At 66.6% G+C, this 23,595-nt stretch carries 25 protein-coding genes; 11 read left to right on the top strand and 14 right to left on the bottom strand.

Features of this window, described 5'->3' with window-relative positions; all coding sequences use genetic code 11:
* Nucleotide 1: 1 nt before the first annotated feature.
* From QXH22_RS13440 to QXH22_RS13425, 4 genes are all read right to left on the bottom strand, one after another.
* Nucleotides 2-1,822 carry a PE family protein gene (locus tag QXH22_RS13440; protein WP_306275866.1) on the bottom strand — a complete coding sequence of 607 codons (1,821 nt, stop codon included), beginning with the start codon at nucleotides 1,820-1,822 and terminating at the stop codon, nucleotides 2-4.
* 133 nt (nucleotides 1,823-1,955) lie between these two features.
* Entirely contained in the window at nucleotides 1,956-3,461 is a 1,506-nt protein-coding gene (locus QXH22_RS13435) for an NAD(P)/FAD-dependent oxidoreductase (protein ID WP_306275865.1), read from the bottom strand.
* On the bottom strand, nucleotides 3,458-5,257 hold the full coding sequence (locus QXH22_RS13430; RefSeq protein WP_306243528.1) for an NAD(P)/FAD-dependent oxidoreductase: 1,800 nt from the start codon (nucleotides 5,255-5,257) through the stop codon (nucleotides 3,458-3,460). Before QXH22_RS13430 ends, QXH22_RS13435 begins: the two co-directional genes overlap by 4 nt.
* Nucleotides 5,258-5,322: 65 nt before the next feature.
* Nucleotides 5,323-5,934, bottom strand: a complete 612-nt coding sequence (locus tag QXH22_RS13425) for a TetR/AcrR family transcriptional regulator (RefSeq protein WP_306275863.1) — start codon at nucleotides 5,932-5,934, stop codon at nucleotides 5,323-5,325.
* 129 nt (nucleotides 5,935-6,063) lie between these two features.
* Between QXH22_RS13425 and QXH22_RS13420 the strand changes: the two genes are divergently transcribed.
* The 3 genes from QXH22_RS13420 to QXH22_RS13410 all read left to right on the top strand — a co-directional run bounded on the left by QXH22_RS13420 (nucleotide 6,064) and on the right by QXH22_RS13410 (nucleotide 8,531).
* Nucleotides 6,064-6,720, top strand: a complete 657-nt coding sequence (locus QXH22_RS13420; protein ID WP_306275862.1) for a TetR/AcrR family transcriptional regulator — start codon at nucleotides 6,064-6,066, stop codon at nucleotides 6,718-6,720.
* Nucleotides 6,720-7,700 (top strand): LLM class flavin-dependent oxidoreductase, encoded by a 981-nt coding sequence (locus QXH22_RS13415; protein WP_306275861.1) that lies wholly within the window; start codon nucleotides 6,720-6,722, stop codon nucleotides 7,698-7,700. Before QXH22_RS13420 ends, QXH22_RS13415 begins: the two co-directional genes overlap by 1 nt.
* Before the next feature lie 114 nt (nucleotides 7,701-7,814).
* Entirely contained in the window at nucleotides 7,815-8,531 is a 717-nt protein-coding gene (locus tag QXH22_RS13410; RefSeq protein WP_306243536.1) for a cutinase family protein, read from the top strand.
* Between the two features lie 4 nt (nucleotides 8,532-8,535).
* Here the strand turns inward: QXH22_RS13410 and QXH22_RS13405 are convergent, their stop codons facing one another.
* Complete coding sequence (locus tag QXH22_RS13405; RefSeq protein WP_306244520.1) at nucleotides 8,536-9,129, bottom strand: TetR/AcrR family transcriptional regulator; 594 nt, start codon at nucleotides 9,127-9,129, stop codon at nucleotides 8,536-8,538.
* Between the two features lie 113 nt (nucleotides 9,130-9,242).
* Between QXH22_RS13405 and QXH22_RS13400 the strand changes: the two genes are divergently transcribed.
* Nucleotides 9,243-9,800 (top strand): pyridoxamine 5'-phosphate oxidase family protein, encoded by a 558-nt coding sequence (locus QXH22_RS13400; protein WP_306243537.1) that lies wholly within the window; start codon nucleotides 9,243-9,245, stop codon nucleotides 9,798-9,800.
* A gap of 1 nt (nucleotide 9,801) precedes the next feature.
* On the opposite strand, the gene QXH22_RS13395 is transcribed toward QXH22_RS13400, so the two are convergent.
* Both QXH22_RS13395 and QXH22_RS13390 read right to left on the bottom strand, forming a co-directional pair.
* Entirely contained in the window at nucleotides 9,802-10,275 is a 474-nt protein-coding gene (locus tag QXH22_RS13395) for an SRPBCC family protein (RefSeq protein ID WP_306275860.1), read from the bottom strand.
* 65 nt (nucleotides 10,276-10,340) lie between these two features.
* Entirely contained in the window at nucleotides 10,341-11,549 is a 1,209-nt protein-coding gene (locus QXH22_RS13390; RefSeq protein ID WP_371934179.1) for an IS110 family transposase, read from the bottom strand.
* A gap of 234 nt (nucleotides 11,550-11,783) precedes the next feature.
* Here QXH22_RS13390 and QXH22_RS13385 point away from each other — a divergent pair, with 234 nt between their 5' ends.
* Nucleotides 11,784-12,605: a mycofactocin-coupled SDR family oxidoreductase gene (locus tag QXH22_RS13385; RefSeq protein ID WP_306275859.1), complete on the top strand. Its 822-nt coding sequence runs from the start codon at nucleotides 11,784-11,786 to the stop codon at nucleotides 12,603-12,605.
* Between the two features lie 173 nt (nucleotides 12,606-12,778).
* Complete coding sequence (locus tag QXH22_RS13380; protein ID WP_306276034.1) at nucleotides 12,779-13,591, top strand: polysaccharide deacetylase family protein; 813 nt, start codon at nucleotides 12,779-12,781, stop codon at nucleotides 13,589-13,591.
* Here the strand turns inward: QXH22_RS13380 and QXH22_RS13375 are convergent.
* The gene (locus tag QXH22_RS13375; RefSeq protein ID WP_306275858.1) at nucleotides 13,578-14,780 is read right to left on the bottom strand and encodes an SRPBCC family protein; all 1,203 of its coding nucleotides are present in this window, start codon (nucleotides 14,778-14,780) and stop codon (nucleotides 13,578-13,580) included. The two genes, QXH22_RS13380 and QXH22_RS13375, sit on opposite strands and share 14 nt — an antisense overlap.
* Before the next feature lie 61 nt (nucleotides 14,781-14,841).
* On the opposite strand from QXH22_RS13375, the gene QXH22_RS13370 reads away from it, so the two are divergent.
* Both QXH22_RS13370 and QXH22_RS13365 read left to right on the top strand, forming a co-directional pair.
* Entirely contained in the window at nucleotides 14,842-15,645 is an 804-nt protein-coding gene (locus QXH22_RS13370; protein WP_306275856.1) for a PaaX family transcriptional regulator C-terminal domain-containing protein, read from the top strand.
* A complete protein-coding gene (locus QXH22_RS13365; RefSeq protein ID WP_306275855.1) occupies nucleotides 15,642-16,193 on the top strand; it encodes a DUF3558 domain-containing protein in 552 nt (183 codons plus the stop codon). The genes QXH22_RS13370 and QXH22_RS13365 overlap by 4 nt, the downstream gene beginning before the upstream one ends.
* Nucleotides 16,194-16,201: 8 nt before the next feature.
* Here the strand turns inward: QXH22_RS13365 and QXH22_RS13360 are convergent, their stop codons facing one another.
* Complete coding sequence (locus QXH22_RS13360; RefSeq protein ID WP_306275854.1) at nucleotides 16,202-16,753, bottom strand: UGSC family (seleno)protein; 552 nt, start codon at nucleotides 16,751-16,753, stop codon at nucleotides 16,202-16,204.
* 22 nt (nucleotides 16,754-16,775) lie between these two features.
* Complete coding sequence (locus QXH22_RS13355; protein ID WP_306275853.1) at nucleotides 16,776-17,885, bottom strand: hypothetical protein; 1,110 nt, start codon at nucleotides 17,883-17,885, stop codon at nucleotides 16,776-16,778.
* Nucleotides 17,886-17,978: 93 nt separating this feature from the next.
* Between QXH22_RS13355 and QXH22_RS13350 the strand changes: the two genes are divergently transcribed.
* Complete coding sequence (locus QXH22_RS13350) at nucleotides 17,979-18,935, top strand: LysR family transcriptional regulator (RefSeq protein WP_306275852.1); 957 nt, start codon at nucleotides 17,979-17,981, stop codon at nucleotides 18,933-18,935.
* Here QXH22_RS13350 and QXH22_RS13345 read toward each other — a convergent pair.
* Nucleotides 18,910-19,515 (bottom strand): TetR/AcrR family transcriptional regulator, encoded by a 606-nt coding sequence (locus QXH22_RS13345; RefSeq protein ID WP_306275851.1) that lies wholly within the window; start codon nucleotides 19,513-19,515, stop codon nucleotides 18,910-18,912. The two genes, QXH22_RS13350 and QXH22_RS13345, sit on opposite strands and share 26 nt — an antisense overlap.
* Before the next feature lie 65 nt (nucleotides 19,516-19,580).
* On the opposite strand from QXH22_RS13345, the gene QXH22_RS13340 reads away from it, so the two are divergent.
* Complete coding sequence (locus QXH22_RS13340) at nucleotides 19,581-20,411, top strand: alpha/beta fold hydrolase (RefSeq protein ID WP_306275850.1); 831 nt, start codon at nucleotides 19,581-19,583, stop codon at nucleotides 20,409-20,411.
* 129 nt (nucleotides 20,412-20,540) lie between these two features.
* Entirely contained in the window at nucleotides 20,541-21,305 is a 765-nt protein-coding gene (locus tag QXH22_RS13335; RefSeq protein WP_306275849.1) for an SDR family NAD(P)-dependent oxidoreductase, read from the top strand.
* Nucleotides 21,306-21,360: 55 nt separating this feature from the next.
* On the opposite strand, the gene QXH22_RS13330 is transcribed toward QXH22_RS13335, so the two are convergent.
* The 3 genes from QXH22_RS13330 to QXH22_RS13320 are packed head-to-tail and all read right to left on the bottom strand — an operon-like array spanning nucleotide 21,361 to nucleotide 23,581.
* The gene (locus QXH22_RS13330; protein ID WP_306243561.1) at nucleotides 21,361-22,017 is read right to left on the bottom strand and encodes a PadR family transcriptional regulator; all 657 of its coding nucleotides are present in this window, start codon (nucleotides 22,015-22,017) and stop codon (nucleotides 21,361-21,363) included.
* Nucleotides 22,014-22,427 (bottom strand): Zn-ribbon domain-containing OB-fold protein, encoded by a 414-nt coding sequence (locus QXH22_RS13325; RefSeq protein WP_306243563.1) that lies wholly within the window; start codon nucleotides 22,425-22,427, stop codon nucleotides 22,014-22,016. The genes QXH22_RS13330 and QXH22_RS13325 overlap by 4 nt, the downstream gene beginning before the upstream one ends.
* A complete protein-coding gene (locus QXH22_RS13320; RefSeq protein WP_306275847.1) occupies nucleotides 22,424-23,581 on the bottom strand; it encodes a thiolase family protein in 1,158 nt (385 codons plus the stop codon). The genes QXH22_RS13325 and QXH22_RS13320 overlap by 4 nt, the downstream gene beginning before the upstream one ends.
* Between the last annotated feature and the right edge of the window lie 14 nt (nucleotides 23,582-23,595).

Below are 23,595 nucleotides of genomic sequence, written 5' to 3'. Positions count from 1 at the left end.
ATCAGCGAACGGTGTACTCGTGCAGGGTCTGGCTGACACCCTCGCTGACCGTGACGTAACCCTGACCGTCGGCGTGGAAGGCGATTGCCTCGCCCTGCGTTTCACTCACCACCGGCCCGTCGACCGGTTGCTGGCTGAACGGCGACCACGCAGTGCTGCCCGGCGCCCGGTCCCACAGCAGGACGTCGCGATAGGTGCGCACCGCAAGTTGCGAACCGTCCGCCGAGAAGTCGGCGCCGGTGATCAGCTTCGACCCGGACTGTGACATGTCAAGCGTCGCAACCTGATTCCACTGCGTGGGGGTGCTGCTACTGCCGGCGCTGGTCCATCCGCTGTCCGGGGTGGAGAACACCCGGGAAACGCTGCCGCTCGTCTTCTCGATGACCACGAGGTTGTGGGTGTTCGGATCGACCGCCAGCGCCTCGGAGTTGATCTTCTCGCCACCCGGATACTGCAACCGAAGCTGTTCAACGCCGGACAGGCTGCCGCTGGTGGGACTGGCCGCGGTACCGGTGACGATCGGCTCGGGCACCCGGTAGACGGTCACGTTGCTGCGAGACAGACCGTTGTCGCCGATGTCCCCGACGTAGATGTACGACTTGCCGTCCGGGCCCTTGGCAACCTCGATGTCCTCCCAGTCGCTGGCGCTGGCGCCGTTGAGCCTGTAGGTGGCCAGGGTCTGACCCGTCTTGGCGTCGACCGCGAAGATGCGTGCGGTGTCCCCGGAATCGTTGTGGACCCAGTAGACATTCGGGTTGTTGATTCCGGCGTCGACGCCGGAGATCTCCTTGAGGTTGCCGTCGGTGATCGTCCCGCCGTTGGCGGAGCTGATGTTGCCGTCACGGGCTGCGTCCACGGCGTTCTGGCCGGATGGGTTGGACGGGTTACCCGGGTTTGTCGGGTTGCCGGGATCGGTCGGATTGCCCGGGTTGCTTGGATCACCCGGATTGCCGGGATTGGTCGGATTGCCCGGATTGCTTGGATCACCCGGGTTGCCGGGATTGCCGGGATTGCCCGGGCCATTGGGGTCGCTGACCTTCGTCCCGGTCGCACCCTGCGCGCCGTCCCGGCCGGCGAGTTGCCCGCCCGAGCCACCGGCGCCGCCCGCCCCGGGTGTCTGGCCGGATCCGCCGACGCCACCGTTGCCGCCGTCGCCCACCAATCCAGCGTTTCCGCCGGCCCCCCCGGCGCCACCGATCGCTCCGGCGCCACCCATCCCGCCGGCACCGCCATTGCCCGCCAGCAGCCCGCCGCTGCCGCCTCGGCCGCCCGCGGGCGCGGGTCTGGTGGCATCGATCCCGGCGCCACCCTGGCCGCCCGCGGCGCCGTTGCCGATCAGGCCGGCGCTGCCGCCGTTGCCGCCCGCCTGGCCGGTCGCCCCGGACCCGCCCCTGCCGCCGTTGCCGTACAGCAATCCGCCGGCACCACCGTTCTGGCCGGTGCCGGCCACACCGTCGGCGCCGTTCCCGATCAGCGGGCGGCCGGTGAGCGTCCGCGCGGGCGCGTTGATCAGGTTGAGCGCTTGTTCGAGCGGGTCGACGTTGGCTACCTCGGCCGCGGCGTACGAGCCCGCACCGGCCGTCAGGAGACGGACAAACTGCTGGTGAAACGCCTCGACCTGAGCGTTGAGGGCCTGATACTCGCGGGCGTGGCCGCCGAACAACGCAGCGATGGCCGCCGATACCTCATCTTCGGCCGCAGCAACGATGGCGGACGTGGGCAGGGCGGCCGCAGCGTTGGCGGCGGTCAGCGTCGAGCCGATGCCGGCCAACTCTGTCACTGCCGACGACAACAACTCGGGTACTGCCAGCAGGTATGACATCGACGACCTTCCAGACCGGGCTAATCAATCACGTGATCGTATGCACCGGCCACGGGGAGCAGGAGCGTTTTCGGCAAGAATCAATCACTTGATAGTTTAAAGCCCTTAACTGCCCTTCCCGAGCGGCAATCTGCTACGACGCCGTCCCGGCGTGCACCCAATCGCCGGGCCGCACGCGCCAGGTCCGGCGGGCGTACTCCAACTCGGTGTACGGCCACTGAGTCACCACGCGTCCCGTGGGCGAACGGAAGTAGCTGTCGCACTGCGTCCAGATCGAGCGTTCCAGGTCCACCGAGAGTTGGTCGTTGTACCGCTTCTCCGCCTCCGGTCGCACGTCGAGATATCCCCCGCGACGGGCGATCCGGGTCGCCGCGCTGGCCACCAACCGGGCGCCAGCCTCGAGGATGTAGACAATCGAGTTTCCGCCCTGGTTGGTGTTGGGCCCGTAGAGCATGAAGAAGTTGGGAAACCCCGGCACCGCGACACCCAGGTAGGCGGTCGGGTCGGCACCCCAGCGCTCGTGCAGGCTCTCTCCCCGCGCGCCCACCACCTCGATGCCGGACAGATAGTGCGACGTCTCGAAGCCGGTGGCCAGCACCACGGCATCGACCTCGACCGTGGTGCCCGACGCGGTGACCACCGCGGTGCCGGTCATCCGCTCGATGGGATCGGTCACGAGAGTGACATTGTCCCGTTGCAGCGCCCGATAGAAGTCGTCCCCCAGCAGCACGCGTTTGCAGCGGAACGGATAGTCCGGCGTCAGAGCACGGCGCAGGCGCTCGTCCGGCACCGTCCGTTCCAGGAAGGACGTCGCGAACTGCGACCGGGCGGCGACGATCGGGTCGTCGGCCATTGTCGCGGTGTTATCGTGCTGGAATTTCCATATCTGCCAACGCTTTCGGCGTGTTGCCAGCGGGTTGCGCCGGAACTGCGCCAATTCGGTTGCGCTGTAGGGCCGGTCCTCCTTGGGCACCATCCAGGGCGGTGTGCGCTGAAATACCGTGAGGTGTCCGGCGATCTTGGCGAGCTCGGGAACCACCTGCACGCCGCTGGCCCCGGTGCCGATCACCGCGACTCGTTTGCCCGTCAGATCGACGTCGTGATCCCACTGCGCGGTGTGCATGAGGGTGCCGGCGAAATCGGCCAGGCCGGTGATATCGGGCAGCCGTACGGATCCGAAAAGCCCGGCGGCGCAGACGACCACGTCGACGACCAGCTCCCGGGCACTTCCCTGGCGATCCAGCTGCAGATGCCACCGTCCGGCATCGTCGTCCCAACCGGCCGAGCGGAGCCTGGTGCCGAGCATCAGGTGACGACCGAGGTCGAAGTCGTCGACCACCGATTCCAGGTAAGCCAGTATCTCGGGCTGCCGGGCGTAGGTACGGCTCCAGGATTTGTTGGGCGCGAACGAAAACGAATAGAGGTGACTCTGGATGTCGCACGCGGCGCCCGGATAGGTGTTGCGCCGCCACGTTCCGCCCACACCCGTGTCGGCTTCGATGATCACCAGGTCGTCGATGCCGGCACGGCGCAGCGCAACCGCGGCACCCAGGCCGCCGAACCCCGCGCCGATGATCGCCACCTTGGGCGACGGCCGGCGACGGGTGGCCGCCCTTACCCGGCCGAGTGCATATCTCACGGAATGTCCCGGGCGGGACGCACGTCGAAACCGGCCAGGTCACCGCCGTCCCGCCAGGCCGCCAGCAGGTCGGCGTATTCGGTCGGACCGCCGAAGAAGAAGCTGCCCTGGCGGGTTTTGGCGTCCGCCTTTCCTTCGCGGTTGTAGTAGCCGGGCGTACAGGTCTTGGCCCGCTCGGCGGTGGCCGCGGAACGCTGCACCACCGTCTCCACCCAGGCGGCCTCGGCCGCCGCCGAAGCCTCGACCTCGGCCACGCCGTGTTCCAGCGCCCAGGCGATGATCCATGCGGCGTGGGTGGCCTGGATGTCCAGCAGATAGGGAAAATTCACCGTCAGGCCGGCCTGGGCGATGCTCTCGATGAAGCAGTTGGGAAATCCGTTGGCGCACAAGCCTTGAAAGGTGCGCACCCCGTCGCTCCAGCGCTCGGTCAAGGTCACGCCGTCCCGGCCGATCAGGTCGAATCCGGTACGGCGGCAGTAATCGGTGCCGACCTCGAAACCCGTGGCGAAGATCAGGCAGTCGAGCTCGTAGGTCACTCCGTCGACGACTACGCCTGCCTCGGTGATCTCCTCCACGCCGCGCCCGTGCGTGTCCACCAGCGTCACGTTGTCGCGGTTGAAGGTCTGCAGGTACTCGTCGTGGAAGCAGGGCCGCTTGCAGAAATACCCGTACCAGGGCTTGAGGGCCTCGGCCGTCGCGCGATCCACCACAATCTCGTCGACGCGCGCCCGGATCTCCTCCATCTTGGCGAAGTCCGCCAGCTCGATGTCCCGGGTGCGTTGCTCGGGGCTGACGGTCGCATCGGTGTCGTGGCGCATCACCGGGAGCTTGCGGGTGATACTCGTCCAGGCATCGGCGACCAGGTCCTTCTCCGCTTGTCCGCCTGAGGTGAGTATCTGGAAATTGTCGATCCGTTCGCGCTGCCACCCCGGCTTCAAGGACTCGGCCCACAGCGGATCCGTCGGACCGTTGGCGCGGATGTCGACCGAGGACGGGGTGCGCTGGAACACGTAGAGCCGCTGCGCCGCCGCCCCGAGGTGCGGCACGCACTGCACCGCGGTGGCTCCGGTCCCGATGATGCCGACCCGCTTGTCCGACAGATTCTCCAGGTTCCGGCCGGTATACCCGTAGTCCCAGCGGCTGGTGTGAAACGTGTGGCCGCGGAACGCCTTGATGCCCGGGATGCCGGGCAGCTTGGGTTTGGCCTGGTATCCGTTGGCCATCGAGACGAACTTCGCCCGCATCTCGTCGCCGTGGTTTGTTGTGATGATCCAGCGGGAAGTAGACTCCTCCCAACGGATTTCGCGAACATCTGTCTGCAGGCAGGCGTTGCGGTACAGATCGTAATGCTCAGCGATACGGCGGCAGTGCGCGAAGATCTCCGAACCCTTCGCATACTTCTGCTCGGGAATGTAGCCCAGCTCTTCCAGCAGCGGGATGTACACATAGGACTCGACGTCACAGGCGATTCCCGGATAACGGTTCCAGTACCAGGTGCCACCGACGTCAGCCGCGCGATCGATCAACCGGATGCTTTCGACCCCCAGCTGGCGCAGCCGCACGCCGGTCAGCAATCCGCCGAATCCGGCCCCGACGATCGCCACGTCCACGTCGTCGGCAAGCGGCGCACGGGTGAAATTTTTGTCGGCCCACGGGTCTTCGGCGAAGCGGGCGAACTCGCCCGCGATCTCCACATACTGCGCGATTCCGTCGGGACGCAGCCGCCGGCCGCGCTCCTGCGCGTACTTCTGGCGCAGCGCTTCGACGTCGAACGTGCGCCCCACGGTCCCGGTCAAACCCTCGACCTCACTCTCGGTGAGCCCGCCTTGATAATCGATCGCTTGATCGCATCAAGGAGATGCTAGCCTCCCGGGGCGAACAGCTCCCCCCTGACCATGACTTTGGCCGCGTCCAGCGCCGCGTGGTATTCCTCGGGCGGAAGCGTGGCGGCCAGCTCGGTCAGCCCGTAGATGAGTGCATAGATCGCTTCCTCGGTGGCGCGTGGTTCGCAGTGAGCACCGAGCTCGCCGTTTCGGTGCGCCTGCGCCACCAGTCCGCCGATGATCTCGCGGAACGTCTCGAACCGTTCCTGCGCTCCGGCATCGACGAGGTGCTCCGCCCGGATCGCCCACTCGAAGGCCGCCAGGTCCGGGAACTCTCGCATCAAGGCGCCGCATTCATCGAGGACGGCCTCGATGCGATCGACGGCGGTGCCGGGGCCGTTCGCCGCCGTGCGCAGCCGCGGGATGGCCGCCTCGGCTCTGACCTCGATCGTCGCCTTGAGCAGCTCCGCCTTGTTCGGAAAGTAGTTGTAGAGGCTCGCGCTGGTGACCTCGGACATCCGGGCGATCTCGCGAATCGTGGCCCGCGCGTACCCGACCTGCGCCACGCACCGCATCGTCGCGACGATGATCCTGCGCCGCGTCTCCTCGCCGCTTGCCCCGATGGGGCGGCCCAGCTGCGTTCGCGCCATGGTGGGCCGTGTCCTTACTCGTGTAGCTGTCCACCGGGAGAGGTGGGACCGGGTTCGACGTGGTCGAATATATTCGACCGATCCTGCGATTGGGCGGGCGCGAGTGATTCCTGACGGGGGCAATGCGGCGTGACTGTTTCCTCACCCCTGCCTTCGTCGGCACCTCAACTCGGCCGCCCGGTCGGCGCCGACGGCGGGCAGACCCGGCGCAGGATCATTACCGCGGCAATGCGGTGCGTGGCGGAGGTCGGGTACTCGCAAACGACCATCCGCGAGATCGCCCGGGCCGCCGACATGACCAGCGGCAGTCTCTACCACTACTTCCCGAACAAGTCGGAACTCCTCAAGGCGACCAGCGAGGAGATCGAGAAAATTGTCCTGCCCCGCCTGCGCGACGCCGTGCGGGCCGCGGGCGATGTCGCCGACCAGCTCGATGCGGTGCTGGACGAGTCGAAGCGGCTGTTGTGCGACTATCCGCACCTGGCCGCCTTCCTGCGCGCCGTGCGCTCGGGCGGCACCACACAATCGAGGCCGAGTGACCCGCAGTATCCGGGCTCCAGGGCGCTGCGCGACGTCGTGACCCAGATTGTCGAGACGGCCCACAGTAAAGGCCTGCTGTCCCCCGCCACGACCACCCGGGCGGCCATCGACGCCATCTGTGCGCTGACCCGCGGCCTGACGGAACCGGCGGCCCGCGACTCGCCGGAGGAGTACGACGCCACACTGGGCGTCGCCAAGCGAATGATCAGAGGGACATTGTTCGCAAGCCCGAAACCCGGGCAGTGATGGCGGGCCTGCTCACCGCGCTGCGGCTGAACATGACCAACATCGCCGATCCGGCGGGGCGCCATGGCGATCGATACCGTGCCGCACTGGAGATGGCCGAGTTCGCCGACGAGAGTGGGTTCACCGCGATCAGCGGCGAGGAACATCACCTGGCCGCTACGGGTTGGCTGCCCTCCCCGCTGCTGCTCGCCGCCGCTCTGGCCGGACGCACGCGCCGTGTGCGAATCAGCATCAATGCGCTGATCGTGCCGCTCTACGACCCGATCAGGCTCGCCGAGGACATCGCCGTGCTGGACAACCTGGCCCAGGGCCGGTTCAGCTTCGTCGCTGGAATGGGTTACCGCCCTGAGGAATACCATGCGGCCGGAAAGGACTGGTCGCGCCGCGGCGCCCTGATGGACCATTGCCTTTCGGTGCTGTTGCAGGCGTGGGGCGACGAATCCTTCGAGTACGACGGCGCCGTCATCAATGTCACTCCCAAACCGCACACCCGCCCACATCCGTTCTTCTTTGTCGGCGGGATGACGACCGCCGCGGCCCGGCGCGCGGCACGGTTCGGGTTGCCCTTCTCACCCCCGATGGCGATGCCCGAGCTGCTGACCGTGTACACCGACGAGTTGCGCAAGCACGGTAAGACCGGTTTCGCCTACTACCCCGAAAACGGCAGCACTGTCACCTTGCTGCATCCCGACCCGGACGAGGCGTGGTCCCGCTGCGGCGAGTTCATCATGAACGAGGCTGCCGAGTACGCCGGCTGGCGCAGGCAGGGGGTTCCGCGGCCCAATGAGACCCCCGCGGCCTCAGTGCAGGAATTGCGCGGACTCCACAACGTCGAGATCCTGACCCCAGACCAGTTGCTCGAGCAGATCCGCGGCGGCCGCAAAGACATCGTGATGAACCCCTTGGTCGGTGGCCTTCCGATCGACGAGGGATGGGCAAGCCTGCACCGGTTGGTCGACGAGGTGCTGCCTCACGTATGAGGCGGGCCCCGCAGTACAGCACGGGAAACCGACGCAAACGACAACTGTGAAAATTCACAGTGATAATACGTTTGCAGTGGTTTGGACAACGCATAGGCGGGCAAAATAAGCGGCATGATCACGCGCTTGTTTGGTTCCGCCGCAGCTGTGGCTGCGGGTTTCAGTGCCTCGATCCTGGCCTTCCCCGCTCCGTCCGCATCCGCCGAGCCGTGCCCCGATGTCGAGGTGGTCTACGCCAGGGGGACCGGCGAGGATGGTCTCGGCGCCACGGGACAGGCTTTCGTCGACGCGTTGCGGCCCCGGATCGGCACGCAATCGATGGGCGTCTACTCGGTCAACTACCCCGCCAGCGAGGAGTGGGCGACCGGAGTCGATGGCGTCAGGGACGCTGGTGCTCACGTCAACTCGATGGCGGCCGCCTGCCCGAAGACGAAGATGGTGCTCTCCGGCTTCTCGCAGGGTGCGGCCGTGATGGGTTTCGTCACGTCCGCCAGGGTGCCCGACGGCGTCGACCCGGGGACGGTGCCCAAACCGCTGGATCCCGCTGTGGCCGAACATGTCTCGTCGGTGGTCCTGTTCGGGACGCCCAACACCAGGGCCATGGAATTCCTCGGTCAGCCGCAGGTGGCGATCGGTCCGCTCTATCAGGCCAAGACGCTCAAGATCTGCGCCCCGGAGGACCCGGTGTGCTCGCAGGGGCTGAACTTCGCCGCTCACAACTCCTACGCCGACGACGCGGCCGCGATCGACCAGGGCGCGGCCTTCGCCGCCGCTCGTCTGGGCGGCGGTGCTCCCGCTCCGGTACCGGGCCCGTCCGGCTTCGGCAACTGACTGATCATCGACGGGCCAACCCGTCGACGATGAGCCGCAGCCCGAAGCTGAACTCGTCAGCCAATGACACCGGCAGGTATCCGGCGACCGCAGCGGTCGCCGGATAGCTGTCGGGATCGAGGCGGGCAAAGGCCGCGGATGCATCCGCGTCGTGTTGCTCGGCTGCTGCCGACCCCGGCAATTGCATGGCGAAGCCCAGAATGAAGCGGGACAACGTGGCGTAGGTGCGCGCAGCCGACTCCGCGGGGAACCCGGCGTCCCGGAGCACCCTGAGCACGAACTCCCGATGCGCCATGGCGTTCGGCCCCATCGGCACCTGCCCGATCAGTAACGGCGCGGCGTTGCCGTGTCGGCCGAGGGCCTCAAACATGCTGTGCGCGAAACTGATACACGCTTCGTCCCATGGCCGCACGTCCGAAACCACGACCTCGCCGAGCATCCGGTCGACCACCATGGCCACCAGTTCAGCCCGATTGGCGAAGTGTCGGTAGAGCGTCGCGGTGCCCGAGCCCAGACGCTGCGCCAGCGACCGCATGGACAGCGCCTCGGCGCCCTCCTCGTCGACGAGCTCGAGGGCGGCGCCGACGATGCGATCCAGCGGCAGTGCGGGGCGCCCGCGGGACCGGCTGTTGACAGCGTCAGTATTTATGGACACACTGTATCCATAAATAAACCGCGGGTCAACGCCCCTCCCGTAAAGGACGCTTCGCCATGTTTCTCCCCCTTGCAGCGGAGCCGTTCACCGCTCCGACCGACCGCGACATGCTTCCGTCAGAGCGGCGCGAATTTGTCCGGACCCACCGCACGGCGGTGTTCGGGTACCGGCGGCGCAACGACGGCCCGGCGATGTCGATCGTCTACTACATCCCCACCGACGACGGCGAGCTGCTGGTTTCCACGATGGCCGGTCGCGGCAAGGCCCGGATCATCGGCCGCGACAACAAGGTGAGCCTGTGCGTGCTGGACGAGCGCTGGCCTTTCACCTATTTGCAGGTGTACACGGATGCGACGCTGGACGAGGACCGCAATCTGGCGGTCGACGTCATGATGGCCGTCGCCGGACGGATGTCGGGCCAGTCGCTGGGCGCCGAGGCACGCCCGTCGATCGAGGCGATGTGCGACCGGGAGAATCGGGTGGTCATCCGTTGCCGCCCGTACTCGACCTTCGCCACTCCACCCCGGCACCTGCACCGCAACGACGAGGTCGAACAGCTCTCACACTGGGTGTCCGGAGTGGTGCCGTGGGACGCCGCGGACCCAGCGGCCTGACCTACGGCTTTTCGTAGCGGTCGTGCAGTTTGCTCAGCGTCGCCTCGATACCGGCCGCGTTCGCCTTGGCGAAGCCCAGCCGCTCGTAGTACTTGAGCTTCTTCTTGAGCGCGCCGGCATCGTGGTAGTCGAACGTCTCGGTCACCCGGGTGAGGGTGGGCGAGACCGCTTCGAATTCCCATCGCCACCGGTGGCCCAGTGGGTGCCGCCACTCGATCAACTCGTCGGGCTTGAAGGCGGTCACCGTGCTGGTGATGCGGTAGGGCAGGCCGAACATCTTCATGTTCGTCGAGAATTTCGCGCCTTCGGTCAACTGGGCCGGGGCCTTGACGTTGGCCAGGACTGTGCCCGACCCGTCCAGTTCGCTGTGCCGCCGCGGATCGGCGGCCATCGCGAACAGCTCTGCCGCCGGCGCGGCGACCTCGACCCTGCGACTGACCCGTCGGGGTCCCCTGTCGACAACGATGACGCTCATGCTGCCAGCCTATCGTCGGGCCAGGAAGGCACGTCGACGACGCAAGGAGATTCTCAATGAAGTTGTCAAGCCGCCGCAGCGCTAGGTGCGGTGGGTTGATATGGCTTGTGGTCGCGCAGCATTGCCCACAGGACGTTGAGGCGTCGTCGGGCAAGGGCAAGCACGGCTTGGGTGTGGCGTTTTCCCTCGGCGCGTTTGCGGTTGTAGTAAGTCCGCGATGCCGGGTCGGTGCGGATGGCGATGTGGGCAGCCAGGTAGCAGGCCCGCAGCAGACGTCGGTTGTAGCGGCGGGGGCGTTTGAGGTTGCCGCTGATGCGTCCGGAGTCGCGCGGGACTGGGGCCAGCCCCGCGACGCCGGCCAGGCGGTCGGGGTTAGCAAAAGCGCTCATGTCCCCGCCGGTGGCGGCCAGGAACTCGGCACCAAGGGTGACGCCGAAGCCGGGCAAACTCAGGATGATTTCGGCGTGGCGGTGGCGGCGAAATCGCTCCTCGATCATCGCTTCGGTGTCGCCGATTTCGGTGTCGAGGGCCATCACCTCCTCGGCCAGCCGGGCCACCAAGGCCGCGGCCACTTGCTGTCCGGGTACGACGGTGCGTTGGGCGTTAGCCGCCTCCATAGCGGCAGCGGCAATGGCATCGGCGTTGCGGGCCTTGCGCTTACGCAGCCAGAGCGCGAGCCGGGCGGCACCGGCGCGACGCAGCCCGTCGGGTGTTTGATACCCAGTGAGCAGGGTCAGCGCGGCCTTGCTGGCGCTGTAGTCGAAGGCACGCTCGAGGGCAGGGAAATATTCGAGCAGCTGGGCGCGCAACCGGTTGAGCGCCCGGGTGCGATCGGCCACCAAATCGGTGCGCCTGGCCGTGAGGATCCGCAAGTCCACAGCGATGTCGTCCCCGGCTCGCAGCGGTTGCAGGTCGCGGCGCATCCGCGCCTGATCGGCGATCACGGCGGCGTCTTTAGCGTCGGTTTTCCCTTCCCCGCGGTAACCGCCCGAGGCATGGTGCACGGTGCGCCCCGGAATATAGAGCAGCCGTTGCTCGGCGGCGATCAGCAAGGTGATCAGCAATGCCGCCCCACCGGCATTCAAATCGATCGCCCAGGTCAGCTCACCACCATCAGCCAGCGTCTGGACCGCGCCGATCAGATCCAGCAGCGCGGATTCGTCATTGGCCACCCGCCGCGACAGCAGCCGCTTCCCGTCGGCATCGATGACCACGCAATAGTGGTCCGATTTCCCACCATCAACCCCAGCCCACAACGGTTGTGCCACAACCACCTCCCTGCTCGCTATCGGTCCGACCAACCCAGCAGACGACCACGCCGTCACGTCCTTACACAGCGATCAAATCGCATCTCTCAATTAGCGGTCGAGTCGTCGCGGGACAACAGGCGGCCAATCTCCTTCGGCCATCAACGATGGCGACCACATGAAAGCCATACCCGCTGCCCCTGGGCGATTCGAAGCCTACGGCCGACGGCAACGAACACCCTGCAAGAAAGGTAAGGACTCATGAGCAGGCCACTGAACGGACGCGTTGCACTGATCACCGGCGCGGCGCGAGGCCAGGGCCGGGCGCATGCGGTGCGGCTCAGCGCTGATGGCGCCGACGTCATCGCACTCGATCTCGCCGGGCCGCTGCCGTCCAGCGTTCCCTACGATTCACCGACGCCCGACGACCTCGCCGAGACCGCCCGGCTCGTCCAGGCGAATGGCCGGCGAGCCGTCGCAGCCGCGGTCGACGTGCGCGATCTGGACTCGCTCAAGCTGGCCGTCGACCGCGGCGTCAGCGAACTCGGCCGGCTCGACGTCATCGTCGCCAACGCCGGCATCTGCAATCCGGCGGCCTGGGATCAGATCACCGCCCAGGCGTTCCGCGACACCATCGACACGAACGTCATCGGCACGTGGAACACCGTGATGGCCGGTGCTCAGCACATCATCGACGGCGGTCGCGGCGGGTCGATCATCCTGATCGGCTCGGCCGCCGGAATCAGGATGCAGTCGTTCATGATCCACTACACCGCCAGCAAACACGCCGTCGTCGGCATGGCACGCGGGTTCGCCGCGGAGCTCGGCCGGCACAACATTCGCGTCAACAGCCTGAACCCGGGTGCGGTCGCCACCCCGATGGGGACCGGCCGGATGCGCGAGGCCATGCAGTCGGCGGCCGACACCAACCCGCAGCTGCGCGACATGCACAAGCCGCTGTTGCCCCAGGGCATCGCGCAGCCGGAGGACATCTCCGATGCCGCCGCCTGGCTGGCCTCCGACCAGTCCAGGTTCGTGACCGGCACCCAGATCTCGGTCGACATCGGGATCGGCTACTGCTGAGTTGTGATCAGCACAACAGTTGGCCGCCGCCACGGCGCTGCGCAGAGTATATCCGCGCTGGTCATGGTACGGTTCGCTGCTGTGGTGTCGTCGCTGGTGAACCTCTTCCGCAGCCCTGATCAGGGCGTGCGGGGCTGCTGGCGCACCCGGAGATCGATTGCAGAATGTCAGAACTGAGCCGCCGCCGTTTCCTAGGGTCCCTCGCTGTCTCCACCGTCGCCGGTGTGGGTCTGGCCCGGTGCATGGTCGACCCCCAGCCGCGGACCTTCGCCCAGGCGCCCGCCGCCGCCGCGGACGCCCCGCCCGCCGGTCCGACCGTCGCGGGCCTCCTGCCGCCCCCACCGCCCAGCGCGCGCGTGCGACTGCCCGGCGGGGGTGTGCTGAGTCAGCTTCCCGGCAGTGGTGACCTGCTGGCCCTCACCGTCGACGACGGGACGAACAGCGAGGTGGTCCGCGCTTACACGCAGTTCGCGAAGGACACGGGCATTCGGTTGACGTACTTCGTCAACGGAACCTACGACTCCTGGACCGACAACCTGGCGCTGCTTCGCCCGCTGGTCGAGTCCGGACAGATCGAGCTGGGCAACCACACCTGGTCGCATCCGGACTTGACCACCCTGTCCAAGGGTGAGATCGCCAAGCAGCTCATGCGCAACGACGAGTTCCTGAAGAAGACGTACGGCGTTGGCGCCAAACCTTATTGGCGCCCACCGTATGCCAAGCACAACGCGGACGTCGACGCCGTGGCGGCCGACCTCGGATACAGCGTGCCGGTCCTGTGGTCGGGGTCGCTGTCGGATTCGACGTTGATCACCGAGGAATACATCGTGAAGATGGCCGACCAGTACTTCACGCCGCAGTCCATCGTGATCGGGCACCTCAACCACCTGCCCGTCACGCACGTCTACCCGCAGTTGGTGGACATCATCCGCGCCCGGAACCTGCGCACGGTCACGTTCAACGACGTCTTCCTCAAGACGCCGTAGCGGCGCCGGTGTGCCGCGCCAGGCGTTCGTCGAGCACGGCGTGAAAATGTCCGGCAGCACTTTCGTGCCGCCCGAATTCGACGAAAGCGTTTGCGCCAGAGCTCAAGCCGCGCTGGACGCCCTCTGACATCTCGTTGTCTTCCACCGCTCCACGCGCGATTAACGTGCCCGCCGCTGCCGGGTTGTACTGCCCAGCAGTGACATTCGCCCGTTCATCCGGCTCCGGCCGGGCCATCGAGTAAATGGTGACGGTGCTGTGTCCGAGGTCGACCGGGTCGACCACGATCATCAGCATCAGATCCGGGAACGTCGCCAGCATGACGTTCGGGAAGAGCTGATACAGGTAGGTCACCCGCGCGTCCGTCGTCCACGTGTTCTCCGGACGATCGCGCAGTCGCTCGATGTTGCGATACGGGAACGTGAGCCGCGAGTTCGGACCGAACATCTCGACCACGTTGAGGTTGTCGTACTGCAGCGGGAAGAAGGTCTCCTTGTGGGTCGACCGGATGTGGTAGCCCTCCAGAAACTGCTCGACCAGGACCTTCCAGTTCATCGGCCGGAGCGTGCTGTCGACGTACACGAGCCGCTGCGCGGGCAACAGCTTCTCGCGCCACGCAGTTCCGTCGGTGAGCCATGCCAGCGCTTCGTCGTGAATGGCAGAGGCGGGATCGAGCGCACCGATGACAACGAGCCCGTCGACCTCATGGCTGCCGACCTCGACCAACCCCCGGCCCGCCAGGTCGAGGTCGGGAAACGCCTGCTGGTGCGGAACGTGAGCGAGCGACCCGTCGAGCCGGTATGTCCAGCCGTGGTAGCGGCATACCAGGGCATGGGCGCAGCCCGGACCTTCCACCAGAGCGAAACCTCGGTGTCGGCACGCGTTGCGGAACACCCGCGCCCTCCGATCGCGTCCGCGCACCGCGAACAATGGCACCCCGAAGGCAGTTCGCTCGACGTGGTCGCCCGGGTTGGGGATGGCCGCGGACGGCACGAAGACGCTCGGCATGCTCCGCAACATCCGGACCTCGTCCGCGAATCGCCGTGGATCTACATAGTTTTCGACCGGCTCGCGCCACGCCTGTCCTTCGTCGGTGGTGCCGGCGTCGATATGGGCCAGCACGCGCCGGACGATCTCGATATCGTCGGCGACCAACGATTTCGTCGGAGCGGCCACGCCGATTAGTATCACAATTCGAACGTCACACGTCAACGATTTAGTGATACCGGGTGTGATCGGCCAAGATGGACCCATGCCCGCCACGTCCGGATCTCGTGTGCGCGAACTGATCGGTGACCGACCGCTCAGCGCACGTTCGGTGCTGGCATCGGCATTGCTGGGTTCCGACGGGGCCCAGCTGCCGGTGGCGAATCTGGTCGCGCTGGCATCCCTCTTCGGCATCAGCGACGGCGCCGCCCGCACCTGCCTGTGGCGGATGGTCTCCAACGGCGAGCTCAGTGCGGACGACGGTACTTACGCACTCGCCGGCCGGCTGGCCGACCGCCGCCAGCGGGTCGACGAGGCTTATCGAATCGACGACGCCGCCGAATGGGACGGCACGTGGGAGCTTGCCATCGTCTCGGTGGAGCGTCGCACCGCAGCGGACCGTCTTGACTTGCGCAAGGCGGCGATGGCCCTGCATCTGGCCGACTTCCGCGAAGGTGTCTGGATTCGGCCGGACAACCTTGATCCACAACGGCTTTCGGCGTCGCGCGCGGTGCTGGACCGGCAATGCACGCACTTTCACGGCGCCGCCACCAGCATCACGGCTGAGAAGATGCGTTCGCTGTTCGCTCTCGACGGCTGGGCCGACGATGCCAGGGTGCTGATCGACGCCATGGAAGCCGACCTGACTGGCGACGCCCGGGACGATTCGGCGGAGAGCTTCACCTACCAATTCGCTTTGTCCATCGCGGTGGTCCGCCACCTCCAGCTCGATCCGCTGCTGCCGGCCGAACTCGTCGAGGACCACTGGCCGGGAAACGCATTGCGGGGCACCTACCGTCGCTTCGACACTGCCTTCAAGGCGCGGATGAACGCGGTGTTCGACGGATGAGCGGGCGGCGGTGGTCGGTGGCTCTGGTGGCTCTCGTGGTGATGATTCCTCCGTTGGCCGCCTGCTCGGGCGGCTCGCGCGGCACCGGCGGGCAGCACACGTCCTCGACCACGGCCACCCCGAAACAGGCGACACACGGACCGTTCTTCCCCGAATGCGGTGGCGTCAGCGATCAGACCCTCGCTCAGCTGACCGGCGTCACGGGACTGGTAGTCACGGCGCGCAACGCGGTCGGGTGTCAGTGGTTGGTGAACGGCAGCATCTCCGGACCGTGGTTCTCCTTCAGCTGGTTTCGCGGCAGCCCCATCGGCCGTGAGCGAAAGAACGAGGATCTGAGTCGAACAAGCGTCGACGACATCACCATCGACGGCCACAGCGGTTACGTCGCGGTTGCCACCGACCGGCTCGGCACCCGGCTCTGCGACGTCTCCATCCAGTACCAGGACGATTTCTTCGAGTGGTCAATCCAATTCGTCAGGAAACCGTTCCCCGACCCGTGTGGCATCGCAACCGAATTGGCACGCCAGACTATCGCCAAGGTGAACTGAGGCTCGCGTCACGCGACATTCCCGGCGACCGCGGCGCCGAACCAGATGCGCCGCGCCTGCGGGGCGATCTCGGCGGCACGATCGTCGAGTTGTTCCAGCGTCAGGCTGCTGATCGGATGAGTGGCGACGGCGGGTTCCAGCTCCGCCATGCCGCGGGCCTCACGTTGCAGACGGGCCTCGAGTTCGAATTCCGTTGTCACGATTGCGACGGTCGGAATCCCGGCCTGCTCCAGCCGCACCGCATCGTTGACGCAGGCCGAGCAGCAGGAGCCGCAGTCGCCGATCGCCGTCAGCGCTATGTCGTTCTCAGCCGCGATCTGTGCGATCAGTTCGGGGCGTGCGTCGGACGAGAAGTGGTGTTTGTCGTAGTACGTGACGCTTGCAAAACCCATTGCACCGCCGCTTAATTCGCGGACAGTCGCGCGGAGCAGTTTGGCGGCGTTCCACTTGGTGTTGCTCAGCACGGCCAAGCGCAGACCCTTGGTACGGGTTGGGCGCGGTGCCGCCGGAACGGCCGCCACCTCCACCACACCACAAGGGTCGTAGACGAATTCGGTCATCGCGGTCTCCTTGTCTGCGTTTCTACAGCCGGCAGGTGCCGTCTGAGCAGGCGAGTTCTCGGGCATCGTCACCGCTGCTGCCGCGGTCTGCGACTGCGCGCAGCACCGGTGTCGTCGCGGTGCTCCAGCCCGGCAGAAAGGCGGAGAATCGGCCGGCGGATCCACCGGCGACGAAGAGGTGAATGTCGTCCGGGGTGAAGACGATCGGCACGCGCCGGCCGGGCTGGCGGGGATACCACTTCGGCAGATTGCGGTTGTAGGTCCGTCCACCCTGGGGTGCGTAGCGGTCGCCGTAGCTGACGTCGTCCCAGGAGTTGGTGCCGTTGAGCCAGAGATAACGCCGGACGTCGTCGCGCGACCAGCCGAACGAGGCGATGGTGCGGGCATGTTCGACACCGATCACGACGGTGCAGGACCCACCGAGGACGGCGTTGTTGTGGGCGATGGTGCTCATCGCGGAGGCGATCGAATCCAGGATCCCCTGCGGGTCATCGGAGATGTGGTTGGTGACGCTGTGCGGTGCTTCGGCACCGATCACCAACACGGTGCTGTCTTCGGGGGCGTAGCCGTGCTCGACGTGATAGGGCGCCCACGGGCTGGCCTCCTCGTTCTCGGCGATGCAGAAGGTGTATTTGCCGGGATGACCCAGGGTGCTCTTGTCCAGCTCGCCGGGAATGCCGCCGCCGACGCTGAGCAGGATCAGCCGCACCGCGCGCCCGATCGTCGCGTTGGCCCGGTTGCCGGAACCGAAAACGTTTCCGCCCGAATTCATTCCGATCTGCCGTGCGACGGGACCGTTGACGACGATCAACGGGGACACCACGTGTGTGGTCGCCTGGATGCCGTTGAGGTTGAACCGGGGGTCGGCCAGCGCGAGCACCGCTGCCCGGACCACGGGGGCGTACTCCGGCTTGCAGCCGGCCATCACCATGTTGACGGCCAGCAGTTCACTCGTCAGGCTGCCCCAGCGCGGTGGAATCCGTGCCACGAGTTCGTCGGGTTCTCCCCCCAGCACGTCGAGCACCGCGGCGATGCGGGCCGGGGTGGGCGGCACGACGGGAAGCCCGTCACTCCACGGTTGATCGAAGTAGTGCTCGACGAGATCACGTTCCGCGGCGATCACAGCGGTCATGGCGTTGCCTTTCTGGGTCTGGTGCAGCAACGGTAATCCGCGTGGATCATCACAGTCCAAGACATATTTGTTCAGGGTTTATATGCTGTATATATGGCCGATCCGGAACTGCGGCTGCTTCGCTACTTCGTGACCGTTGCCGAGGAGCGCCATTTCGGCCGCGCCGCGGTGCGGTTGCACATTGCACAGCCGCCGTTGAGTCAGCAGATCCAGAAGTTGGAGCGCCAGCTCGGTACCGAGCTCATCGACCGGTCCCGGCGTCCGATCGAGCTGACAGATTCGGGGAAGGCGTTGTTCGACGAGGCGCGCCTTGCGCTCACCCACGCCGAGCGTGCGTTCGCGGCGGCGCGGCGGGCGGCCATCGGCCAGCTGGGCCAGCTGCGCATCGGCGCCCTGCAGGCGGCGGTCGACGGCGTGCTGCCCCATGTGATGCGGGCGCACCGGCTCCAGTTTCCCTACGTGAAGCTCGAACTCAGCGAACTGAGCAGCGCCGAGCAGGTCGGCCAGTTGATCGAGCACCGCATCGACGTCGGCCTGCTTCGCGGCCCGGTTGACGATCCGTCATTGACAATCCGGCCGCTGGTCGACGATCCGCTTGCCGCCGTTGTGTGCGATGACCATGCGCTGGCCGGCCGACGGCAGATCGAACCGGCGCTGCTTGCTCATGAACCGATGATCCTGTGGACGCGAGCCGCGGCAGCCACCACCTATGGCGACGTCATCGAGGTGTTCCGCAGGTACGACATCGAACCGCCGATCGTCGACGAAGTGCCACGCATTCAGACGATCCTTGCCCTGGTCGCGTCGGGGGCTGGAATAGCACTGTTGCCAACATCTTTCGCCAACCTGAGCCGAGCCGGCGTGCGGTTCATCCGGCTGCGGGGACAACTGCCGCACCGGCCGCTCGCACTGGCATGGCGAGCCGCCGGCCAGTCACCCAGCGTGCGTGGCTTTCTCGACGTCGCTGTCGCTGCGGTGCCGCAGTATCTGGACGATCTGCGTGAGCACAATCCGCAGCTTGGTCCTACCCCTCGAGCATCCCGTCGATAAGTCGATGTAACACCTGACGGATCTCCTTGCGGGTCCGCTTCTGATCCTCGGCGGTGGCGATCGCCATGGCCGCTTCGTCGAGGGCGCCGATCAGCACGGTGGCCAGCGGGCGCACCGGCAGTCGCGCCAGCTGGCCCGCCTTGATCGCCTCGGTGATCAACTGCTCGGTCATGCCCAAGCTGTAGCGCTGGGCGACGTCGCGAAAGGCGGCCCAGCCCAACACGGCGGGTGCGTCCAGCAGGATCAACTGGCGCACTTCCGGATCACCGGACACCTCCAGCCAGGCGTCGACTGCGGCGCGGATCATGTCGGCGGGGGTCGCGGCCCCCGTCGCTGCCACCAGCGTGGCCATGCGTGTCATCACGTCGAGCTCGACAGCCTCGACGACGTCGCGGAATAGCGCTGCCTTGTCGGTGAATTGGTGGTACATCGCCCCGCGCGTGACGCCAGCCTCGGTGGCGATCTCCGGCGTGCCGACTTCGGCGTAACCGCGCAGGCCCCACAGTCTGCGCGCAGCCGAGATCAGCGCCTCACGGGTAGCCGCGGAGCGCTCCTCCTGGGTACGTCTCTTGATTTCCATACAACCTGTTGGTAATTTACGAACAGACAGACTGTTTGTAAATCCCTTCTCTGGTAGGAGCCTTCATGCCGACGATCGACATTAGCGCCGGAACCATCCATTACGAAGCAACCGGACCCGAAAGCGGCAGGCCCGTGGTGTTCGTGCACGGGTACATGATGGGCGGCCAACTGTGGCGCCAGGTCAGCGAGCGACTCGCCGAACGCGGCCTGCGTTGCATCGCCCCCACCTGGCCGCTCGGCGCTCACCCCGAGCCGCTGCGTCCCGGGGCCGACCGCAGTATCACCGGCGTCGCCGGCGTCGTCGCCGATTTCCTTGCCGCGCTTGACCTTGACGACGTGGTGCTGGTCGGTAACGACACCGGCGGAGTGGTGGCCCAACTCGTCGCGGTGCACCACCCGGAGCGACTCGGTGCGCTGGTGCTGACCAGTTGCGATGCCTTCGAGCACTTCCCGCCGCCGATACTCAAGCCGGTCATCCTCGCGGCAAAGTCGAAGAAGGTGTTCCGCGCCGCAATCCAGGCTGTCCGGGCGCCGGTCGCACGCAAGCGAGCGTATGAAGGTCTGGCGCACAGTGACATTGACGCGCTGACGCAGGCCTGGGTGCAGCCGGCAGTGTCCGACCCGGCGCTTGCAGAAGACCTCCGTCAGTTCTCGCTGTCGTTGCGCACCGAGGTCACCACCGGTGTCGCCGCCCGACTCCACGAGTTCGACAAGCCGACGCTCATCGCCTGGTCGGCTGACGACGTCCTCTTCGAACTCGAAGACGGCCGCCGGTTGGCCGCGACGATTCCGAACGCCCGGTTGGAGGTCATCGAGGGAGCTCGCACCTTCTCGATGGTGGACCGGCCCGACCGGCTTGCCGATCTACTCTCGTCGATTGCGGTGCGCGCCTAGCGTGCACGTGAAGAATCAACTGCGCCAGGCGGTTTGCGCGACCCGGTAGACGTTTCCGCCAAGGGCGGCGGCCATGTCCGCGTCGGCCCCCGCGTCGGGCCCGGCGATCTCGCGGGCTAGCGTTTCACCATGTCGGACGAAACCCTGCAGGGCAGACGCATCCTGGCCACCGGCGCGGCGACCGGGATCGGGGCCGCCGCTGTCGCCGCGCTCAGCGCCGCCGGTGCGCAGATAGCCGCCACCTATCACCAAACGCCCCCTCCCGACGGCCTGGCCGCCACCTGGCTGCAGTGCGATGTGCGCGATGCCGAGGCGGTCTCGGCAACGGTGGCCCGCGCGGCCGAGGATCTCGGGGGACTCGATGTTCTGGTCAACGCCGCGGGGCTGTGGCAGGCCGGGATTCCGGGTTACATCGAGCCTGAGGACATCTCGTTCCTGTTGGACACCAACGTGAAAGCCACGATCCTGACCAACCAGGCGGCCTACGCCGTGATGAAAGACCAGCAGCCCAAGGGTGGCCGCATCATCAACTTCGGATCGTCGGAGGCCGTGATGGGTAGTCCGGTCTCGGCCGTCTACGCCGCGACCAAGGGCGCGGTGCAGGCCTGGACGAGGTCGGCGGCGCAGGCATGGGCCCACGACAAGATCGCCGTCAACGCGCTGGCGCCGGCGGTACAGACGCCGGGCTCCAATCGGTTCCGCGAGTTTCTCGGACCCGACGCCGCGCCGTTGATCGACGAACAGCTCAAGGCCAGGATTCCGCTCGGCGGGGCGCTCGGCGATCCGGCGCGCGACCTCGGACCGGTGCTGGTGTTCCTGGCCGGACCCGGCTCCGGCTTCATCACCGGGCAACTGCTCGCCGTGGACGGCGGCCTCATCATGGTCGGCGGCTGACTTCTCCGCGCGAGCAGACATAAACTCGCGTGATTTCGTACGGCGACACGCGAGTTTATGTCTGCTCGGCCCACTTGGTGCGCCGCCGGATCTGTCCTTTGGGCCGGCGCACCCGGCCGGCCGGATCTCGCGTTGTGCCCGCGGCAATCTCGTCGCGCAGCTGCTCGATGTTGGAAATCTCCGCGTAGAGGCCGCGGATGGCGTAGTCCAGGACCGCGAACGAGTAACGCTGGTCGGGATCGTCGAGGATGCCGACCTCACCGGATCGCCGGCGCGACCACAACGCCTCGTCCAACCGCTTCCGGGTCGCCTCGAGGTGCCGTTCCAGGGAGTCGATCACGCGTTCCGGGTTCTCCCCGCGAGCCAGCCAGGTCCGCAGGATCACGGGGTGTTTGATAACAACCTTGTCCTCGCCGGGGAAGTGCTGCACCCAGTTGCGCAACGCCTCGAGGCCGGAGTCGGTGGTCTCATACAGCGTGATCGCGCGCTTGCCGGACTGCGCGCCGATTTCGTCGACCATCCCGCGCTGCTGCAGCCGGTTGAGTTCGCGACGGACGTGGCTCACCGAAGGGGACCAGTAGAAGTGGCCGACGGACAGTTCGGCGCGCGTCTTGATTTCCCCGGCGGTGAGTTGTTCATCGGTGGCCGCCAACACACCCAGCACCAGGTAGGCCGTCACCGGCAGGCCGTCAGTGGTACGCCGGGGACTCACTGTGATCCGGTGAAGTAGGGCAGGGTCAAATCCGGCTCGAGTGAATGGAATTCGACTCGAACACGCATGCCGATGGTCAATGCTGCGACATCCACGCCGACGATGTTCGTCAGCATCTGGTAACCCTCGTCCAGGGTGACGATGGCCGGCGCATAGGGCGGTTGGAAGTCAGCGGTCACCGGCCGGTGTACGACCGTCCAGCTGTAGATTTCCCCGCATCCGCTGCCGCGCGTCCACTCCAGTGCCGCCGAAAGGCACTGGCGGCATTGCTCTGTCGGCGGGAAGTTTGCGATGCCGCAATCAGAGCAGCGCTGGTAACGCAACTCCTGCGCACGGCAGCCCTCCCAGAATGGCGCGCTGAGGGGGCTGATGGCGTGCGGTACCGGTCCGGATTGCGGGCGCAGTGTCATCGGGGCTCGCTTCCGAGCAGCAGCACCGTGGTGAACAGGGCTCCCGCACCACCATTGCTGCACAGGGCAATTCGCGCATTCGGCACTTGCAGCGACCCGGCGGCGCCGCGCAACTGTTGTACCGCGCGCACGGCGCGCTGCATCATCTGCGGATTGGAGCCGGCATGACTGAACGACATGGTTCCTCCATCGGTGGTGATCGGGTGACTGCCGTCGATGGCGATATGACCTTCGGCGACAAACGGCCCACCTTCGCCGTCGCCGCAGAACCGGAACGCCTCCAACTGCCGGATGATCTCGAACGAGAACGGATCGTAGAGTTCCAGCACATCCACGTCGTCGCGCCGGATTCCGGCGTGTGCGAACGCACGGTCGGCCGCCCGCCGACCCACCACACCGTTGACGTGATCACCCCGACGTCCGGTGAGATCCCACGCCGGCGGGTGCTGATACGAGGGGCCGTGGAAGTCGGCGCCGCTGCCCAAAATATGAATCGGCCGGCCCATCGCCTCGACGGCGTCGATGTTGGCCACCACCAGCGCACAACCTCCTTCTGAGGTGGTGGCGCAATCGAGGAGGTGAAATGGGTCGGCGATCAGTCGCGACGCGGTGATGTCGTCGGGGGCGAATGGACCTCGCTGGTAGTAAACGGCTTCGGGGTTGTTCGACCCGTTGTTCCGGATGGTCGCCGCGACGATCGAAAGCTGTTCACGCGTCGTGCCGTACACGTGCATGTGGCGTCGGGCGATGAGGGCGAATTCCGCGGTGGTGAACATGCCCCACGGCGCCACGAACTCGTTCTCCGGTCGCGTCCACGGCGCGGTCGCCTGGTGGTCGCGGTACTCGCCCGCTTGGGCGGCCACGAGCACCACCACGTCGGCCATGCCGTGCTCGATCGCGGTCGCCGCTTCGGTGATCATCCCGACCCCGAAACCCATTCCTTGCCAAGCGGGTCCGATGCGCAGGTCGTAGATCAGCGCAGTCGACAGCGGGCCCGCGCTGATTCCGTCGACGTCCGCCAGTGCCAGGCCCGCGTCGTCAAGTGCACCTTTGATGGCCGCGACGGCCAGGCTGCGCGACGTCTCGCCATCCAGTCGGCGGCCCTGGACGGTGTTGTACACGCCGACGATGGCCGCGGTACGCTGCTGCGTCACGTAGTCTCCATTCT

The organism is Mycobacterium sp. TY814, from assembly GCF_030755175.1.
Lineage (GTDB): Bacteria > Actinomycetota > Actinomycetes > Mycobacteriales > Mycobacteriaceae > Mycobacterium.
This window is presented reverse-complemented; position numbering and strand designations above follow the sequence as displayed.

Excerpts from the sequence above, each read along its gene's own strand:
- QXH22_RS13440 (WP_306275866.1), bottom strand. The coding sequence starts at position 1,822 with ATGTCATACCTGCTGGCAGTACCCGAGTTGTTGTCGTCGGCAGTGACA.
- QXH22_RS13350 (WP_306275852.1), top strand. The coding sequence starts at position 17,979 with ATGGCCGATCCGGAACTGCGGCTGCTTCGCTACTTCGTGACCGTTGCC.
- QXH22_RS13325 (WP_306243563.1), bottom strand. The coding sequence starts at position 22,427 with ATGACACTGCGCCCGCAATCCGGACCGGTACCGCACGCCATCAGCCCC.
- QXH22_RS13340 (WP_306275850.1), top strand. The coding sequence starts at position 19,581 with ATGCCGACGATCGACATTAGCGCCGGAACCATCCATTACGAAGCAACC.
- QXH22_RS13355 (WP_306275853.1), bottom strand. The coding sequence starts at position 17,885 with ATGACCGCTGTGATCGCCGCGGAACGTGATCTCGTCGAGCACTACTTC.
- QXH22_RS13345 (WP_306275851.1), bottom strand. The coding sequence starts at position 19,515 with ATGGAAATCAAGAGACGTACCCAGGAGGAGCGCTCCGCGGCTACCCGT.
- QXH22_RS13365 (WP_306275855.1), top strand. The coding sequence starts at position 15,642 with ATGAGCGGGCGGCGGTGGTCGGTGGCTCTGGTGGCTCTCGTGGTGATG.
- QXH22_RS13335 (WP_306275849.1), top strand. The coding sequence starts at position 20,541 with ATGTCGGACGAAACCCTGCAGGGCAGACGCATCCTGGCCACCGGCGCG.
- QXH22_RS13410 (WP_306243536.1), top strand. The coding sequence starts at position 7,815 with ATGATCACGCGCTTGTTTGGTTCCGCCGCAGCTGTGGCTGCGGGTTTC.
- QXH22_RS13360 (WP_306275854.1), bottom strand. The coding sequence starts at position 16,753 with ATGACCGAATTCGTCTACGACCCTTGTGGTGTGGTGGAGGTGGCGGCC.
- QXH22_RS13400 (WP_306243537.1), top strand. The coding sequence starts at position 9,243 with ATGTTTCTCCCCCTTGCAGCGGAGCCGTTCACCGCTCCGACCGACCGC.
- QXH22_RS13370 (WP_306275856.1), top strand. The coding sequence starts at position 14,842 with ATGCCCGCCACGTCCGGATCTCGTGTGCGCGAACTGATCGGTGACCGA.
- QXH22_RS13415 (WP_306275861.1), top strand. The coding sequence starts at position 6,720 with ATGGCGGGCCTGCTCACCGCGCTGCGGCTGAACATGACCAACATCGCC.
- QXH22_RS13385 (WP_306275859.1), top strand. The coding sequence starts at position 11,784 with ATGAGCAGGCCACTGAACGGACGCGTTGCACTGATCACCGGCGCGGCG.
- QXH22_RS13395 (WP_306275860.1), bottom strand. The coding sequence starts at position 10,275 with ATGAGCGTCATCGTTGTCGACAGGGGACCCCGACGGGTCAGTCGCAGG.
- QXH22_RS13425 (WP_306275863.1), bottom strand. The coding sequence starts at position 5,934 with ATGGCGCGAACGCAGCTGGGCCGCCCCATCGGGGCAAGCGGCGAGGAG.